This window comes from Escherichia sp. E1130 (assembly GCF_005781065.1).
In the GTDB taxonomy this organism is placed as follows: Bacteria; Pseudomonadota; Gammaproteobacteria; order Enterobacterales; family Enterobacteriaceae; genus Escherichia.
Genome location: NZ_VATL01000004.1, coordinates 188,746 through 205,393 on the forward strand (window position 1 = coordinate 188,746; position 16,648 = coordinate 205,393).

At 51.4% G+C, this 16,648-nt stretch carries 15 protein-coding genes and 1 pseudogene; 2 read left to right on the top strand and 14 right to left on the bottom strand.

The window, feature by feature from the left end; translation table 11 throughout:
- Positions 1-12 precede the first annotated feature (12 nt).
- The 10 genes and pseudogenes from carA to FEK66_RS03705 form a co-directional block, all read right to left on the bottom strand.
- Entirely contained in the window at positions 13-1,161 is a 1,149-nt protein-coding gene (carA, locus tag FEK66_RS03660; RefSeq protein ID WP_001589662.1) for a glutamine-hydrolyzing carbamoyl-phosphate synthase small subunit, read from the bottom strand.
- Between the two features lie 455 nt (positions 1,162-1,616).
- Entirely contained in the window at positions 1,617-2,438 is an 822-nt protein-coding gene (dapB, locus tag FEK66_RS03665; RefSeq protein WP_135493440.1) for a 4-hydroxy-tetrahydrodipicolinate reductase, read from the bottom strand.
- A gap of 160 nt (positions 2,439-2,598) precedes the next feature.
- On the bottom strand, positions 2,599-2,964 hold the full coding sequence (locus FEK66_RS03670) for a DUF805 domain-containing protein (RefSeq protein ID WP_130204839.1): 366 nt from the start codon (positions 2,962-2,964) through the stop codon (positions 2,599-2,601).
- 22 nt (positions 2,965-2,986) lie between these two features.
- Positions 2,987-3,901 (bottom strand): ribonucleoside hydrolase RihC, encoded by a 915-nt coding sequence (gene rihC / locus FEK66_RS03675; RefSeq protein ID WP_135493439.1) that lies wholly within the window; start codon positions 3,899-3,901, stop codon positions 2,987-2,989.
- 65 nt (positions 3,902-3,966) lie between these two features.
- Entirely contained in the window at positions 3,967-4,917 is a 951-nt protein-coding gene (gene ispH / locus FEK66_RS03680) for a 4-hydroxy-3-methylbut-2-enyl diphosphate reductase (RefSeq protein WP_130204835.1), read from the bottom strand.
- 1 nt (position 4,918) lies between these two features.
- Positions 4,919-5,368, bottom strand: coding sequence for an FKBP-type peptidyl-prolyl cis-trans isomerase (gene fkpB, locus FEK66_RS03685; RefSeq protein ID WP_000004655.1), 450 nt, complete (start codon positions 5,366-5,368; stop codon positions 4,919-4,921).
- Between the two features lie 106 nt (positions 5,369-5,474).
- Positions 5,475-5,969, bottom strand: coding sequence for a signal peptidase II (gene lspA / locus FEK66_RS03690; RefSeq protein WP_135493438.1), 495 nt, complete (start codon positions 5,967-5,969; stop codon positions 5,475-5,477).
- Complete coding sequence (gene ileS / locus FEK66_RS03695) at positions 5,969-8,797, bottom strand: isoleucine--tRNA ligase (RefSeq protein ID WP_135493437.1); 2,829 nt, start codon at positions 8,795-8,797, stop codon at positions 5,969-5,971. The genes lspA and ileS overlap by 1 nt, the downstream gene beginning before the upstream one ends.
- A gap of 42 nt (positions 8,798-8,839) precedes the next feature.
- Positions 8,840-9,781: a bifunctional riboflavin kinase/FAD synthetase gene (ribF, locus tag FEK66_RS03700; RefSeq protein ID WP_130204831.1), complete on the bottom strand. Its 942-nt coding sequence runs from the start codon at positions 9,779-9,781 to the stop codon at positions 8,840-8,842.
- A gap of 7 nt (positions 9,782-9,788) precedes the next feature.
- Positions 9,789-10,007, bottom strand: a pseudogene (locus FEK66_RS03705) (DUF2575 domain-containing protein).
- A 102-nt stretch (positions 10,008-10,109) separates the two neighbouring features.
- Here FEK66_RS03705 and rpsT point away from each other — a divergent pair.
- Positions 10,110-10,373, top strand: coding sequence for a 30S ribosomal protein S20 (gene rpsT / locus FEK66_RS03710; protein WP_001274019.1), 264 nt, complete (start codon positions 10,110-10,112; stop codon positions 10,371-10,373).
- A 96-nt stretch (positions 10,374-10,469) separates the two neighbouring features.
- Here rpsT and nhaR read toward each other — a convergent pair whose 3' ends face one another.
- Both nhaR and nhaA read right to left on the bottom strand, forming a co-directional pair.
- A complete protein-coding gene (nhaR, locus tag FEK66_RS03715) occupies positions 10,470-11,375 on the bottom strand; it encodes a transcriptional activator NhaR (protein ID WP_135493436.1) in 906 nt (301 codons plus the stop codon).
- A gap of 59 nt (positions 11,376-11,434) precedes the next feature.
- Positions 11,435-12,601, bottom strand: a complete 1,167-nt coding sequence (gene nhaA, locus FEK66_RS03720; RefSeq protein ID WP_130204827.1) for a Na+/H+ antiporter NhaA — start codon at positions 12,599-12,601, stop codon at positions 11,435-11,437.
- 584 nt (positions 12,602-13,185) lie between these two features.
- Between nhaA and mokC the strand changes: the two genes are divergently transcribed.
- On the top strand, positions 13,186-13,338 hold the full coding sequence (gene mokC, locus FEK66_RS03725; protein WP_000809168.1) for a type I toxin-antitoxin system toxin MokC: 153 nt from the start codon (positions 13,186-13,188) through the stop codon (positions 13,336-13,338).
- Positions 13,339-13,442: 104 nt separating this feature from the next.
- Here mokC and dnaJ read toward each other — a convergent pair whose 3' ends face one another.
- On the bottom strand, positions 13,443-14,573 hold the full coding sequence (gene dnaJ / locus FEK66_RS03730) for a molecular chaperone DnaJ (RefSeq protein ID WP_001118464.1): 1,131 nt from the start codon (positions 14,571-14,573) through the stop codon (positions 13,443-13,445).
- A gap of 88 nt (positions 14,574-14,661) precedes the next feature.
- Entirely contained in the window at positions 14,662-16,578 is a 1,917-nt protein-coding gene (gene dnaK, locus FEK66_RS03735) for a molecular chaperone DnaK (RefSeq protein WP_000516137.1), read from the bottom strand.
- Between the last annotated feature and the right edge of the window lie 70 nt (positions 16,579-16,648).

The window sequence follows — 16,648 nt, forward strand, 5'->3', positions numbered from 1 at the left end:
TTTTACTCCTGATTACTTAGCGGTTTTACGGTACTGCTCAATTAACTCGATAAAGTGGTCGAACAACGGCGCGGCGTCGTGTGGACCAGGGCTGGCTTCCGGGTGCCCCTGGAAGCTGAACGCCGGTTTATCGGTGCGATGAATCCCCTGTAACGTACCGTCGAACAGGGATTTATGCGTGACACGCAGGTTTGCAGGTAATGTTGCTTCATCCACCGCAAAACCGTGGTTCTGGGCGGTGATCATCACCACGTTTTTCTCAACATCTTTCACCGGATGGTTGCCGCCGTGGTGTCCGAACTTCATCTTAATGGTCTTCGCACCGCTCGCCAGTGCCAGCAACTGATGGCCGAGGCAGATGCCGAATACCGGAATATCGGTTTCGAGGAATTTCTGGATGGCAGTAATAGCGTAATCGCACGGGGCCGGGTCGCCAGGACCGTTGGAGAGGAAGATACCGTCTGGATTCATTTTCAGCACATCTTCCGCAGAAGTTTGCGCCGGAACGATGGTCAGGCGGCAGCCTCTGTCCACCAGCATCCGCAGGATGTTGCGCTTGGCACCGAAATCGTAGGCCACGACGTGGAACGGCAGCTCGTCTTCTTTTTTCGCTTCTGGCAGGCCGCCGGTCAGCGTCCAGCTCCCTTGTGTCCAGCTATAGGCTTCTGCGGTGGTCACTTCTTTTGCCAGATCCATGCCGTTCAGACCTGGGAACGCGCGGGCTTTTTCTAATGCCAGCGCCGCATCCGGGTTATCGCCCGCGATAATGCAGCCATTCTGTGCGCCTTTCTCGCGCAGTAAACGCGTCAGCTTACGGGTATCGATATCGGCAATCGCCACGATGTTATGGCGTTTCAGGTAAGAAGAGAGGTCTTCGGTGTTGCGGAAGTTGCTGGCAATCAGCGGCAGGTCGCGAATCACCAGACCTTGTGCATGTACCTGAGAAGATTCTTCATCGGCGTCATTAGTGCCGACATTGCCAATATGGGGATAAGTAAGAGTAACGATTTGACGAGAATAGGAAGGATCAGTGAGGATTTCTTGATAACCGGTCATTGAAGTATTGAAAACGACTTCCCCAACCGCCGAACCTGTTGCCCCTATGGCCCGACCGTGAAACTGGGTTCCGTCTTCCAGAACCAATAGCGCTGACTTAATCAAAACACCCTCCAGAGAATATTCACTCACTTTATTTGCATATTAATTCACAATGATGACGCAAATCAATGCAAATCTGCTTACCGACGAATTTCTGGCAAACGGCGGCATTCTGGAGATATGGGCGCTAAAAGTCAACTCAATCGCGGTATTTATTATATGATTTTATGCGTCATGCATATTTTTATGGCATTAAGCGACAAAAAGATCACCTAACGTAGTCAGGAAAACGCTTGCACAGCGAGAAGAATGTAAAAACAAAATTCACTCGGAAAAAAGTGGACCAGATGGTCAAAATTTACATTAAAACAACAAAAACCACAGACAAAACTTTATATTTTTGGCAATTTGCATCAACAATTAAGAAAAAACCACAAAATAAAAGGGCTAAAAATTAAAGCCCTTTACAATCAATGAATTAGATATGTTATTTTTGCATCAATGCAAATGTTTTGTGGTTATAATTTATTGAGATCCAGCACATCTCGCATATCAAAAAGACCATTTTTCTTGCCATTTAGCCACAATGCCGATCTTACCGCACCGTTAGCAAATGTCATGCGGCTGGACGCCTTATGGGTAATCTCCAGACGTTCGCCGATATCAGCAAACATGGCGGTATGTTCACCCACAATGTCACCCGCACGTACAGTGGCAAAACCAATGGTGCCAGGAACACGTTCACCAGTATGGCCTTCACGACTGTAGACCGCGCAATCTTTCAGGTCTTTGTCCAGTGCATGAGCAATCGCCTCCCCCATTGCCAGCGCAGTGCCTGACGGCGCATCGACTTTATGTCTATGATGTGCTTCGATAATTTCAATATCGGTGTAGTCACCCATTACCTGAGTGGCTTTCTCCAGCAGCTTAAGCATGACGTTAACGCCAACGCTAAAATTGGCGGCAAAGACAATCGCAATATCTGTGGCAGCGTCACGAATCGCTTGTTTGCCAGCGTCATCAAAACCCGTTGTACCAATCACCATCCCTTTACCATGCTGGCGACAAAAAGCGAGATGGTTCAGCGTACCTTCCGGACGGGTAAAATCGATAAACACATCAAAATCATCTTTTACCGCGTCGAGGCTGCTTTGCACGGTAACGCCTGTTTTTCCGACGCCGGCCAGTTCACCAGCGTCGCTGCCCAGTAAAGAAGATCCTTCGCGCTCCAGCGCCGCGCCCAGCTGCACGCCTTCTAATGCCAGCGCCGCCTGAATCAACTGGCGGCCCATACGCCCCCCGGCTCCCGCGATGGCAACGCGGATGTTTGCATCATGCATAGCTATTCTCTTTTGTTAATTTGCATAGACCGTTTTCAGAGTAACCAGCGCATCGCTACGCCGCCAGCCAAAAACGCTGATAATTAGAAATTAATGATAAACAGGGAGGGATATCAGTGAAAGGCATGACGCAGAAAGTGATGCGTCATACCATCTGTCATTATGCCTGGTCTTGTGACTTTGACGGCAGGCAGCAAAGTATAAGCAGAATTACGCCCGTAACAGGGATCAACACGACAATAATGACCCACCACCCTGGATATCCGATATCGTGCATCCTTCTGACGGCTAGCGCCATCGCCGGTACGGCAAAAATCAACGTTAAAATAAATGACGCGGGCAGCGCAAAAAAAATGAAAACACCATAGTCATTGTTCATTGTTTCCGCAAACCACCAGCATAAAAGCGGTAGCAGACAGATAACGACACTACCGATCATAAACGACCAGAACTCAAAACGGGTGGCGACACCTTCATAATTAAAGATGTTTTTCCACCCTTCCAAATACGCTTCTCCATACGTCATAGAACACTTCCTTGTTTTCTGATTAGTTCGCCAGGGTCAGCACTTCCGCCACCCACTGCTGAAAGCCTTTCACATCCAGATCCAGCGCCACCTGCACGTTTGCAGGTTTACTCAGGCAACCGTCGATATCAACAACCGTAGTACCTGAGGTAAATTCGCCCTGCGTTTCCACTGCCACAAAACACGGCTTGAGAGTGAATAAGTCCGGGCGCACCAGCCAGGCGATAGCGCAGAGATCGTGCATACGCAGGCCGCTTTGCATACTGCCGCTACGGTAGTGACTAAACAAGGCGTGCAGCATTTTTCCGGTACGATTCAACTCCGGCAATGTAGCAAGATAATCAGGAGCTAACACCGCCTGATTGGTGACATCCAGACCGCACATGACGATTTCGATGCCGCTACGGAAGACGCACGCAGCCGCTTCTGGATCGGCAGCGATATTAAACTCGGCGTTTGGTGTGCAGTTGCCGCGTCCGGCAGAACCACCCATGATCACCAGACGGCGAATATGCGGTTTGCATTCCGGGCATTGTGAAAGTAACAGCGCAATATTGGTTAACGGGCCGATGGCTACCAGAGTAACAGGCTCAGGCGCACGCAGCAGGGCATCCCGAATAGCCAGAAATGCGGGTTTGTCCAGTGGGCTTCTGTTGTGCTCGACAAAGTCGTAGCCAGCCATTCCCGATTCACCGTGCACAGATGCTGCATTACGCGGTGCGCGTACCAGCGGCACGGCAGCTCCCTGGGCAAGCGGAATCTCCGCATTCCAGAAATGCAGCAGTTGCAGGGCGTTGCGGGTAGTTTTCTCAACCGAGACATTACCTGCGACGGTGGTCATCAGTTGCAGGTCGAGCTCGGGGGCAAAAATCGCGGCGGCAATGGCGACGGCATCGTCAATGCCGGGGTCTGTATCGAGGAAAATAGGTAAACGCATGTTTTCTCCATAAAAAATGCCGGTAACAAGACCGGCATTTTCGCATAACTTAGGCTGCTAATGACTTAATCAACTTCACGAATATCGACACGCAACTCTTTCGGCACTTCGAAAACGATATTTTCTTCGCGGCCTTCCAGCGGAATGGCTTCGCCACCGCCAAGCTGCTGTAAACGTGCGACTACGTTCTGTACCAGAATATCCGGAGCCGATGCGCCAGCAGTCACACCGACGCATTTCACCTCTTTTACCCACTCTTCCTGGATATCTGTCGCATCGTCAATCAAAAACGCCCGTTTGCCCATGCGCTGGGCCAGTTCCGCCAGACGGTTGGAGTTGGAGGAGTTTTTCGAACCGACCACCAACACCACTTCTGCCTGCTCTGCCAGGGCGCGTACCGCTTCCTGACGGTTGGTGGTGGCGTAGCAGATATCATCTTTGCGCGGCCCGACAATTTTCGGGAAGCGTTTACGCAGTGCGTCGATGACATCAGACGTGTCATCCACCGATAGCGTGGTCTGGGTCATAAAGGAGAGTTTCTCTTCGTTTTTGACCGTCAGTTTCCACACGTCGTCCGGCGACTCGACCAGATACATTCCCCCTTCCGGGTTACTGTACTGGCCCATCGTACCTTCCACTTCCGGATGCCCGGCGTGGCCGATGAGAATCGACTCTTCGCCACGACGGCTGGCGCGCGCGACTTCCATATGCACTTTGGTCACCAGCGGACAGGTCGCGTCAAATACCGTCAAATCGCGACTTTTCGCTTCGTTGCGGACTGCCTGAGAAACACCATGTGCGGAGAAAATCAGGATCGCGCCGTCCGGCACTTCGCTGATCTGCTCAATAAAGATAGCCCCGCGCTCGCGCAGGCTATCGACCACGTAGCGGTTATGCACCACTTCGTGACGGACATAAATCGGTGCGCCGTAAATGGCCAGCGCGTTTTCAACAATGCTGATAGCGCGGTCTACCCCGGCACAAAAACCACGTGGGTTGGCCAACAGGATCTGCATGTTACGCCTCCAGTGCCGGATCGATTTCCAGCACTTCAATATCAAAATGAACGGTCTGCCCGGCCAGTGGATGGTTGAAATCGACGGTAATGGAGTCACCGTTAATTTCGCGGATCACGCCAGGCATCTCACTGCCATCCATTGCGGTAAAAAGCATTATTGCGCCAATTTCTGGCTCGCCTGCATCCATAAACTCACGGCGGGAGAAGTACTGAATCAGGTCCGGTGACGGCACGCCAAACGCCGCATCTGGCTCCAGCGAGAAGGTGGTTTTATCGCCCACTTTCAGCCCCAGCAGATGTTGCTCCAGCCCTTCGGAAAGAGAAGCATCACCCAGGCGGAATAGCGCCGGTTTACCGTTGTTGCGGGTAGACTCGGCGGTGGTGCCATCGTCGAGTTTTAGCGTGAAGTGCACCAGGACGGCGCTATTGCTCTGTACAGATTCAGACATGCAGGTTTGCTCTTATATTTTGAGGATTTTTGCCGGATGCGCCTACGATTTCGCAGCAATCTGTAGGCCGGATAAGATGCGTTAGCATCGCATCCGGCAGGGTTTATTATTGTTTTTTCGCTTTAGAAGGCAAAAAACCTTCCAGCACAATCAGTGCCGCACCGACACAGATTGCAGTATCGGCAAGGTTGAAGGTGGCGAAGTGCCAGTCGCCGACGTAGAAGTCGATCATATCGACAACGAAGCCATGCCACAGGCGGTCGAACAGATTGCCCAGCGCGCCGCCAATAATCAGCGCGTAAGCGATATTGTTTAGCTTTTGCGTCGCCTTCGAGCGATACATCATCACCACCAGGGTAACGCTAATACCAATCGCTATACCGGCAAAGAACCAACGCTGCCAGCCGCCGCTATCGGCAAGGAAACTAAACGCCGCGCCATAGTTACGCGCATAATGCAGATTAAGCGACGGGAACAGCGGGACCGAATCCCCCAGAGCAAAGTTCTGGAGGATCAGGTATTTGCTGCCCAGATCGATAATCAGCACGACTACCACCAGCCACAGCCAGCGTAGCCCTGTTGAACAGATCGATTGACTCATCAGGCAAACTTACGTTTTTCACCGTCACCGGCGACGTTGCTGACACAGCGGCCGCAGATTTCTGCGTGTTCCGCCACCTTGCCGACATCCAGGGTGTAGTGCCAGCAGCGTGGACACTTCTCACCTTCGGCACGAGTTACAACTGCCTGAACGGTTGTATTACCAGGGTTATACTGGATATTTTCATCATTGATACCGCCAGCCTCATCAGAAATGACGAATTGAGACGTAATGAAAATGAATCTCGCCTCTTCGCCCAGACGTTTTAGCTTCGCAATAGTCCCCAGATCATCGTCAGCATATTTCAGCGTAACTTTAGCTTCCAGATTAGACTTGATGCCATTCGCCTTCTGATTTTCCAGTTCTTTGTTTACCTGATCTTTGATGTAACGAACATCGTCCCAGAAGGAATCATTAAATTCCTCATCATCTGCCAAGCCAAACAGGCCTTCGTACCACTCGCCGGTGAAGACGTATTTTTCACGCTCGCCCGGCAGGTAGCCCCACACTTCATCAGCGGTGAAGGAGAGGATAGGTGCCATCCAGCGAACCAGCGCTTCTGCGATGTGATACAGCGCAGTCTGGCAGCTACGACGCGCCACACTGTCCGCTTTGGCGGTGTACTGACGGTCTTTGATGATGTCGAGGTAGAAGGAACCCATCTCAACGGAACAGAAGCGCATCAGACGCTGTACCACTTCGTGGAAATCGTATGCTTCGTACGCCTTGAGGATGTCTTCCTGTGCCGCTTTCGCACAACCTACGGCCCAGCGATCCAGTACCACCATCTCTTCCGGTTTCACCATATCTTTTGCCGGATCAAAACCGTTCAGGTTTGCCAGCAGGAAGCGTGCGGTGTTACGGATACGACGATAGCTGTCGGCAGCACGTTTCAGGATCTCGTCAGAAACGGCCATTTCACCGGTGTAGTCGGTAGATGCCACCCACAGACGCAGAATATCCGCGCCCAGTTTATTCATCACATCCTGCGGCGAAACGGTGTTGCCGATGGATTTAGACATCTTGCGACCCTGACCATCCACGGTAAAGCCGTGGGTCAGTACCTGACGATACGGCGCTTTGCCCTTCATCGCGGTAGAGATCATCAGAGAAGACATGAACCAGCCGCGGTGTTGGTCAGAACCTTCCAGATACATGTCCGCTGCGTGACCAGCAAATTCAGGACGCACGTCAACAACGGAAGAGTGGGTAGATCCGGAGTCAAACCATACGTCGAGAGTATCCGGCACTTTCACATACTGGTCAGCTTCGTCGCCGAGGATCTCTTTCGCATCGAGATCCCACCACGCCTGGATGCCATCAACTTCAACGCGTTTAGCCACTTCTTCCATAAGTTCGAGGGTACGCGGATGCAGTTCTTCCGTGTCTTTATGCACGAACAGTGACATCGGTACGCCCCAGGTGCGCTGACGGGAGATACACCAGTCAGGACGGTTAGCGACCATCGACTCGATACGCGCCTGGCCCCAATCCGGGATCCACTGCACGCCTTTGATCTCTTTCAGCGACTGCGCGCGCAAACCTTCTTTGTCCATGCTGACGAACCACTGCGGTGTCGCGCGGAAGATGATCGGCGTTTTGTGACGCCAGCAGCACGGATAGCTGTGCTGCATTTTCTCAACGTGCAGCAGCGCGCCTTTTTCCTGCAGCAGCGCAACGACGATGTCGTTCGCTTTGAAGACATTCACGCCATCCAGCGTCGGGTAAGTGCCCGGCAGATAAGTGCCGTCCGGGCCAACCGGGTTAGCGGTTTCCAGACCGTATTTCTGGCCAATCACATAGTCGTCCGGACCGTGGCCAGGCGCGGTGTGAACGGCACCGGTACCAGCATCCAGGGTAACGTGATCGCCGAGGATTGCCGGAACGTCGAAGCCCATAAACGGATGGGTAAAGCGCAGCAGCTCAAGCTCCGCACCTTTTACCGTGCCGAGAATGGTGTAATCGGTAACGCCGATACGCTGCATTACGCTTTCAACCAGATCTTTCGCCAGAATCACGGCCTGACCGTCGATCTGCACCAGCGCATAGTCGAAATCCGGTGCAATAGAGATTGCGCGGTTTGCAGGCAGAGTCCACGGCGTGGTGGTCCAGATTACCAGCGAGATTGGGCCGTTAACGTTGCTGACGCCAAATTTTGCTTTCAGCGCATCCTGATCGACCGCCTGGAAAGCGACGTCGATGGACGGAGACGTTTTGTCATAATACTCAACTTCCGCTTCTGCCAGTGCAGAACGGCAGTCAACGCACCAGTGCACTGGCTTCGCGCCTTTGTGCAGGTGACCGTTGCCGATGATTTTGCCCAGCGCGCGGATGATGTTGGCTTCAGTTTTGAAGTCCATGGTCAGGTACGGGTGCGACCAGTCGCCCAGCACGCCCAGACGGATAAAGTCTTTGCGCTGACCGTCAACCTGGGTAGCTGCGTATTCGCGGCACTTGGCGCGGAACTCGGCAGCAGTGAATTTCTCACCCGGCTTACCGTATTCTTGCTCTACTTTCAGCTCGATCGGCAGACCGTGGCAGTCCCAGCCAGGCACATACGGCGAGTCATAACCGGAAAGTCCTTTGGACTTCACGATAATGTCTTTCAGAATCTTGTTAACCGAGTGACCAATATGAATGCTGCCATTCGCATAAGGAGGGCCATCATGCAGAATGAAGGTTTTTTTGCCTTTTTTAGCCGCACGAATGATGCCGTACAGGTCATCATCAGTCCAACGCGCCAGCATTCCCGGTTCGCGTTTGGCGAGATCGCCACGCATCGGGAACCCTGTTTCCGGCAAATTCAGGGTTGATTTATAGTCACTCATCAGATTCTCGGTTCCGTATTTCGGTTTGATTACATAACAGGCTTAAGCCGGTTTTGTTAGCCCAAAAAATTCGCGGGCGGTTAATTCATCACGCGCAATCTGCGCTTTCAGTTCGTCCAGCGACGCAAATCGCTGCTCATTGCGTATTTTTTTACGCAGCACTACTTGTATATGGCGACCGTAAAGGTCCATTGCAACATCTAACAAATGCACTTCCAGCTGCTGGCGAATACCGGCAACCGTTGGACGTGTTCCGATGTTTGCCACGCCGGGTAACGGCTTTTCGCCGAGGCCCAGCACTTCCACCGCATAAACCCCTTTCACCGGGGAAACCTGACGGCGTAGCGGTACATTCGCCGTCGGGAAACCTATCGTGCGCCCTAATTCATCACCGTGGACCACACGCCCGGAGATGGCAAACGGGTGCCCCAGTAAACTTTCTGCCAGAGCCAGATTATCGTCTGCAAGTGCCTGACGCACAGCGGTGCTGCTGATACGCACGCCACCTTCGCAAAAAGTTTGCGTACTGGTAATGTCAAAGCCGTATTCCACGCCAGCTTTCTGTAATAACAAGAAATCGCCTTCACGACCAGCGCCAAAGCGGAAATCATCACCCACGGCGAGGAATTTTACCCGCAAATGCTTCACCAGTAGATCGCTGATGAAGTTTTGCGCAGTCAGCGCCGCAAAGCGCCTGTCGAAACGCACGCACAGCACGTAATCTACGCCACACTCTGCAAGGTAACGCAGTTTTTCCCGCAGTCGGGTCAGTCTTGCCGGGGCTTTATCGGTAGCAAACAGTTCCAGTGGTTGAGGTTCAAAAAGCATCACCATCACCGGTAAGTTTCGCCTGCGCCCTTCTTCCTGCAAGCCCTGCAACAGCGCGCGATGACCGCGATGCACGCCGTCGAAATTACCAATAGTCAGCACACACCCTTCTTGCGGGGCCTGGCTGAGATTATGTATGCCGCGTATCAGCTTCATGTCTGGCTCAAAACAGTGAAAATCGTCCGAGTATACCTTGTACAGCGGTCAAGGTTAACCGGCGATTGAGTACCGAAATCAGAAAGAAGTGGCTTTTCATTGCCATGGCGCAAATCACGGGCAGAAACTCACGGCCTGATGCAATTTTTATCGCGGAAAAGCTGTATTCACACCCCGCAAGCTGGTAGAATCCTGCGCCATCACTACGTAACTAGCGCCGGCACATTAACGGCGCTTATTTGCACAAATCCATTGACAAAAGAAGGCTAAAAGGGCATATTCCTCGGCCTTTGAATTGTCCATATAGAACACATTTGGGAGTTGGACCTTGGCTAATATCAAATCAGCTAAGAAGCGCGCCATTCAGTCTGAAAAGGCTCGTAAGCACAACGCAAGCCGTCGCTCTATGATGCGTACTTTCATCAAGAAAGTATACGCAGCTATCGAAGCTGGCGACAAAGCTGCTGCACTGAAAGCATTTAACGAAATGCAACCGATCGTGGACCGTCAGGCTGCTAAAGGTCTGATCCACAAAAACAAAGCTGCACGTCATAAGGCTAACCTGACTGCACAGATCAACAAACTGGCTTAATCGCCTTTTGTTGTCAGCTTTGTAAAAAAGCCCGCGCAAGCGGGTTTTTTTATGCCCATCTGCAGGCCAAAACTGCAGCCTGCAGAGTACAAATGGTTATTTTGAAGCTGAAGTAAACAACGCAGAGTAATCTGTGTTGCAAATACGCTGTACCGCAGGATGTTGAATCATCCTTTCGGCGAAAATCGCGTGGTACTCTTCCATCACGTTCTCAACGCGGCCTATCTCCAAAACCGAGTCATCGTTATAGAAATCATTAGCGTAAAGCGAAGGTGCAACGAAAATAGCATTATGCGTCGCTCCAAAAGCTTTCATCAACGCCGCATCATCAAACTCCCCCAGAATTTCAACGTTTAAGCCCTGAGAGTTAAACCAGTTTAATAGCTTGCGTCCCAACATTGAGCGACGCCCCGGAATAAGTAAGCGACGCTCTTCCAGACAGGCAGGAAACGGCTTTTCTGGCAGCGGGTTAGTGCACCAGAAACTGACACCACACTCGCCAATTTTTATGGAAAACAGCCCTTCCTGCTGGGTGGAGTCTATCGGACAGTCAGAGATGATCATATCCAGCTTATGCTGACTCAGTTGCTCCAACAGCATCTCGTGCGTCGATTCAAAACAGCGTAAATGGATCTGCTCGTCTTCCACCACTGCGGCATTCAAAACACTACTGACCAGGCGTTTGGAAAGAGCATCTGCCACACCAACATCAAACAACAAATTGGACTCTTTGCGATAGTTGACGATATCCAGCATTTCCTGGCTCAAGGTGAACATTTTATCGGCGTAGCGATAGACCAGTTCCCCCAGTTCGCTGGGTTCCAGACCACGTCCTTTACGCTTAAATAGTTTCCCTTGCAGGCGCTCTTCCAGCGCCCGGATCTGCCCAGTAATGGTTTGTGGTGTTAAATAAAGCGCCTCCGCTGCGCCAACCACAGAACCTTCTTTATAGACATGCCAGAAGTAATACAAGTGGTTGTAATTGATATGAGACATGCTCATTTCTCTCCCTGATAAGAATGAAAAGGGAGCCATTTATGGCTCCCCGGTACATCGCCCTGTCAAACTGATGGACGTAAACGAATGCGTAACCAGCTATATCCAATTACCGCCGAAGAGATTGAGCCAACCAGAATGCCCAATTTCGCCCAGTTAATCAGTTCTGGATCTACGCTACCAAAAGCCAGGCTGGCAATAAAGATAGACATAGTAAAACCGATACCGCACAAGATCCCAACCGCCATAATTTGCTGATAAGTGGTTCCCTCTGGCAAATGAGCCAGTTTCAAACGCAGCGCCAACCAGCAGAACAAACTAATACCCAACGGCTTGCCAATCAGCAAACCGGCGATGATCCCTAATGGCAGGATGGAGGTCAGGCCATCCAACGTCACGCCTTGCAGAGAAACGCCGGCATTGGCAAAAGCAAACAGCGGCAAAATCAGATAAGCCACCCATGGATGCAATACATGCTCCAGGCGCTTCGCCGGAGAACGGCCATGCTTCTCTTTCAATGGAATAAAGAAACCGACAATGACACCTGCCAGCGTTGCGTGGACACCTGATTTCAACACTGCGGTCCACAGCACCACGCCGACCAGAATATAAACTCCCGTGCGGCGAACACCACAAATGTTCAGCACCGCGAGCACCGCAATTGCTACGGCTGCAACGCCAAGAGAGGTCATCGACAAATCATTAGTGTAAAACAAGGCAATGATTATGATGGCCCCAAGATCATCGATAATAGCCAGCGCCATCAAAAAGATCTTCAGCGCCAACGGTACACGACTTCCCAATAACGCCAGAACCCCCAGCGCAAAAGCAATGTCAGTTGCCGCCGGGATCGCCCACCCTTCACGAGTAACAGGATCGGCGTAGTTAAAGGCCAGATAAAGCAATGCCGGGACAATCATCCCGCCGATTGCGGCAATAACTGGAAATGCCGCCTGGCGCAAACTGGCCAGCGATCCTTGCATCAGCTCGCGTTTAACTTCCAGACCAACCAACAGGAAAAATACCGCCATTAACGCGTCATTTATCCATAACAGCATGTTTTTATTGATTTCAAGAGAACCAACCCGGAGCTGAACCGGCGTCTCAAGAAAGTCGTGATACCATCCACTGGTTGCGCCGCTGTTGGCCATAATCATCGCCAGAACAGCGGCAATGATGAGAATAATGCCTCCCGAGGCATCACTGCTAAAGAATCGATGCAGATGTTTCACTTTTTATTTCTCTTTCAGGTGAATAGATCGTTTTTACTATTTTACTCTGCACGAATCATCGTTAAAATCAGATTATAGTGTAGGAATAATTCGTTTTTTACGATCTATAAAGAAGATTAAGTCACCAGCAGAGGAAGTGTTTTTGGCGCTCGAAAGCGGTGGCTGATGACCTCAAGCCCTGATAATCATAGCTTAATGTCTGGATTTCTGAGGGATTAATTCGGAAAAGTAATAATTAATTTGTTGTAAGTCGGCGTCGTTTGTTAGGACAATATTTCAAAAATAATCCAGCTTGTCGTCAATAATTGCGATAAAGAGATAAATTAAAGTTAAATAATTAAATCCTTAAAAAATTACGCCATAAAAATGCGAGGCGTCTTCAGGATTAGAATCGATAAAACAGAGTGGGTTAAAGAGAGCGGTATAATAGCGGCGGGTGCTTGAGGCTATCTGTCTCAGGCATTAGCTGGATGGCAGATAGAGAAAAGCCCCGAGTGATATTTTACCATCAACCCGAGGCCCCCTATATGCTGAACACATGTAGAGTGCCTCTTACTGACCGTAAGGTCAAGGAGAAGAGAGCAATGAAGCAGCATAAGGCGATGATTGTCGCCCTGATCGTCATCTGTATCACCGCCGTAGTGGCGGCGCTGGTAACGAGAAAAGACCTCTGTGAGGTTCACATCCGAACTGGCCAGACGGAGGTTGCTGTTTTCACGGCTTACGAATCCGAGTAAGAGCAACGGCGGGGAGTTATCCCCGCCACTTTACAGGTGCTCGCATATCTTCAACGCACCCTGGTTTTTACCCAGGCCTGCCCACGGGCAGGCTTTTGGGGAGGTTAGCGAGTCAGGTCGTCGAAAAACTTCTTCACGCCATCAAAGAAACTCTTCGAACGCGGACTGTTGTGCTCGCCGGTTGGGCCACCGAAGCTTTCCTGCAGCTCTTGCAGCAGTTGTTTCTGCTTCTCGTTCAGACCTACCGGTGTTTCGACCACTACGCGGCACAGCAAGTCACCTTGCGCACCACCGCGGACAGACTTGACACCTTTACCGCGCATACGGAACAGCTTACCGGTCTGGGTTTCGCCAGGCACTTTCAGTTTGACGCGACCATCGAGGGTCGGCACTTCGATTTCACCGCCCAGCGCCGCCATAGCGAAGTTGATCGGGACTTCGCAATACAGGTTGTTGCCTTCACGCTCGAAAATCGGGTGCTGTTTAACCTGAACCTGAACGTACAGATCGCCTGCCGGTGCGCCGTGTTCGCCCGCTTCACCTTCGCCCGCAAGACGGATGCGGTCCCCGGTATCCACCCCTGCCGGGATTTTAACGGACAGCGTTTTGCTGCGCTCAACACGACCATGACCATGACATTTGTTGCACGGATCTTTGATCAGCGTACCGCGGCCCTGACAGTGTGGACAGGTCTGTTGTACGGCGAAGAAGCCCTGGCGCATCTGCACCTGACCAGAACCATGACAGGTCGGACAGGTTTGCGGCTGTGTACCTGGTTTTGCACCGCTACCGTGGCAAACGTCACACTCTTCCAGAGTCGGAATGCGGATCTCTTTGGTCACGCCACGTACAGCTTCTTCGAGGGTGAGCTCCATGTTATAGCGTAAATCAGCACCACGCGCCGCACGTTGACGACCACGTCCGCCGCCAAAAATATCGCCGAAAACGTCACCAAAAATATCGCTGAAGTCTGCGCCGCCGCCAAAACCGCCGCCGCCCATGCCGCCTTGCTCAAACGCCGCATGGCCATACTGATCGTATGCCGCACGTTTTTGCGAGTCGGTCAGAACTTCATAAGCTTCCTTGATCTCTTTAAATTTCGCTTCGGCCTCTTTGTCACCCTGGTTACGGTCCGGGTGGTATTTCATGGCCAGGCGTTTGTAGGCCTTTTTGATTTCACGCTCTTCCGCTGTTTTGGAAACGCCTAAAATCTCGTAATAATCTTGCTTAGCCATCTTTTTTGATTTGCCCCTAGATGAATGCACGGGCGGAGAGGAAATTCCCCTTCGCCCGTGTCAGTATAATTACCCGTTTATAGGGCGATTATTTTTTGTCTTTGACTTCTTCAAATTCAGCGTCGACAACATCGTCATCTTTCGCGTTGTTTGCAGAAGTATCAGCACCGGCAGTCTGCTGCTGGGCATGTTGTTGCTGGGCGATTTCCATCAGTTTCTGGGAAACCTGTGCCAGCTCCTGCATTTTCGCTTCGATAGCGGCTTTGTCTTCACCTTTCAGAGCAGTTTCCAGTGCAGTCAGCGCAGACTCGATAGCAGTTTTGTCGTCAGCCGGCAGTTTGTCGCCTGCTTCTTCAACCTGCTTACGGGTGCTGTGCAGCAGATGGTCGCCCTGGTTGCGGGTCTGTACCAGCTCTTCAAACTTACGGTCAGCTTCGGCGTTCGCTTCTGCGTCGCGTACCATTTTCTGGATTTCATCTTCGTTCAGACCAGAAGAAGCCTTGATGGTGATCTTCTGCTCTTTACCGCTGTTTTTATCTTTCGCGGAAACGTGCAGGATACCGTCAGCATCGATATCGAAGGTAACTTCGATCTGCGGCATACCGCGCGGTGCCGGGTTGATACCATCCAGGTTGAACTGACCCAGAGATTTGTTATCAGCCGCACGTTTACGTTCACCCTGCAGCACGTGGATGGTTACCGCAGACTGGTTGTCTTCAGCGGTAGAGAACACCTGGCTGTGCTTGGTCGGAATAGTGGTGTTTTTCGCGATCAGCGTCGTCATCACACCGCCCATAGTTTCGATACCCAGAGACAGCGGGGTAACGTCCAGCAGCAGTACGTCTTTTACGTCACCAGTCAGAACACCACCCTGAACAGCAGCACCGATAGCTACAGCTTCGTCCGGGTTAACGTCTTTACGCGGCTCTTTACCAAAGAATTCAGCAACTTTCTTCTGAACCATTGGCATACGAGTCTGACCACCAACGAGGATAACGTCGTCGATATCAGATACGGACAGGCCAGCGTCCTGCAGTGCAACTTTCAGCGGCTCGATGGAACGGTTTACCAGGTCTTCAACCAGGCTTTCCAGTTTCGCACGAGTCACTTTGATGTTCATGTGTTTCGGACCGGTCGCGTCTGCAGTGATGTACGGCAGGTTAACGTCGGTCTGCTGAGCGGAAGACAGCTCGATTTTCGCTTTTTCTGCCGCTTCTTTCAGGCGCTGCATTGCCAGCGGGTCGTTGCGCAGGTCAATGCCCTGATCTTTCTTGAATTCTTCAACCAGGTAGTTGATCAGGCGGCTATCAAAGTCTTCACCACCCAGGTGGGTATCACCGTTGGTAGCCAGAACTTCGAAGGTTTTTTCGCCGTCAACTTCGTCGATTTCGATAATGGAAATATCAAAAGTACCACCACCCAGGTCATAAACCGCGATAGTACGGTTGCCAGTACCTTTGTCCAGACCGTAAGCCAGCGCAGCTGCGGTCGGTTCGTTGATGATACGTTTTACTTCCAGACCAGCGATACGGCCTGCGTCTTTGGTTGCCTGACGCTGAGCATCGTTAAAGTATGCCGGTACGGTGATAACAGCTTCAGTTACCGGTTCGCCCAGGTAATCTTCCGCGGTTTTCTTCATTTTTTTCAGCACTTCAGCAGAAATCTGCGGCGGTGCCATTTTCTGGCCTTTAACTTCGACCCATGCGTCGCCGTTATCAGCAGCAATAATTTTGAACGGCATGATGGAAACATCACGCTGTACTTCTTCGTCCTGGAAGCGGCGGCCAATCAGGCGTTTAATCGCAAACAGGGTGTTTTGCGGGTTCGTCACTGCCTGACGTTTAGCCGGCTGACCAACCAGAGTTTCACCATCCTGGGTATAGGCAATGATAGAAGGCGTGGTGCGATCGCCTTCGGCGTTCTCCAGCACACGAGGAGTGGTGCCATCCATAATCGCTACACAAGAGTTGGTAGTACCCAGGTCGATACCAATAATTTTACCCATCTAAACGTCTCCACTATATATTCGGTCATCATGTGGTATGAGTCTGTAATAGGGGCGAAACGTCTGGTTT